Origin of the sequence: Psychromonas sp. MB-3u-54 (assembly GCF_002836415.1) — a bacterium.
Lineage (GTDB): Bacteria > Pseudomonadota > Gammaproteobacteria > Enterobacterales > Psychromonadaceae > Psychromonas.
In genome coordinates this window covers 1-234 of the sequence record NZ_PJBP01000069.1, presented here as the reverse complement: position 1 = coordinate 234, position 234 = coordinate 1, and the positions used below count along the sequence as shown (strand labels likewise).

The following is a 234-nucleotide window of genomic DNA, read 5'->3' as shown; positions in this document are numbered from 1 at the left end:
TCTCGTTTGAATTTTGTCTCAAACCCAAATGTTTCTTCAAAGATCCATCGTTTACTAAGTTGCGTCTTTACAATGCCGACTTCAGTAGCGTGCTTTGTTGTCGATTTCTTGGCTATTAACTCAAATTTCCCGGCATGTAAGTCATTATGGCAGGTTTCGCAAAGCACCTTTAGGTTGCCAGGCGTATCCGTTCCGTCTTTAGATCTGAATATTACATGATGCACATGCAGTTTT

At 40.6% G+C, this 234-nt stretch carries 1 protein-coding gene; it reads right to left on the bottom strand.

Annotated elements, in window-relative coordinates; genetic code table 11:
• On the bottom strand, positions 1–234 hold a 234-nt coding region (locus CXF72_RS00615; protein ID WP_198552457.1), incomplete at both ends, for an HNH endonuclease.